Source organism: Nonomuraea sp. MG754425 (assembly GCF_021699195.1).
Taxonomy (GTDB): domain Bacteria; phylum Actinomycetota; class Actinomycetes; order Streptosporangiales; family Streptosporangiaceae; genus Nonomuraea.
Genome location: NZ_SSXE01000533.1, coordinates 1 through 380, shown reverse-complemented (window position 1 = coordinate 380; position 380 = coordinate 1). Strand labels below are relative to the sequence as shown.

Below are 380 nucleotides of genomic sequence, written 5' to 3'. Positions count from 1 at the left end.
CTTACGGTGGACTTCGAAAATTCAGTGCCGCAAAGCTCCTCGGTAATATTCGCAACTTTGCGAGTGGAGACGCCCTGAATGACCATTTCCATTAAGGATAGTAGCAGCGCTTGTTCGCTTCTTTGGTATCTGGTGAACAGCTCCGTAGAGAAGCTTCCGTCTCGATGCCGAGGCACGTTTAGCGTTAACTTGCCTACTCTTGTCGTTAAGCCCCGCTCATAGTAACCGTTGCGGAGTGCTGTACGATCTTCATTACGCTCGTACTTATCCGCCCCCAATTGTTCTGCGGACTGTGCTCTAAGTACTTGATTAAAGACCGTCTCCAGCAAAGCGGCAATACCGGCATCTCTGGAATCTCCAATAAACAACTGGTGTAAAAT

Annotated in this window: 1 protein-coding gene; it reads right to left on the bottom strand. The window is 48.7% G+C overall.

The window, feature by feature from the left end:
* Positions 1–380 (bottom strand): transposase (locus FAF44_RS53845; protein WP_237111213.1); only part of this gene is annotated, 380 nt, incomplete at both ends.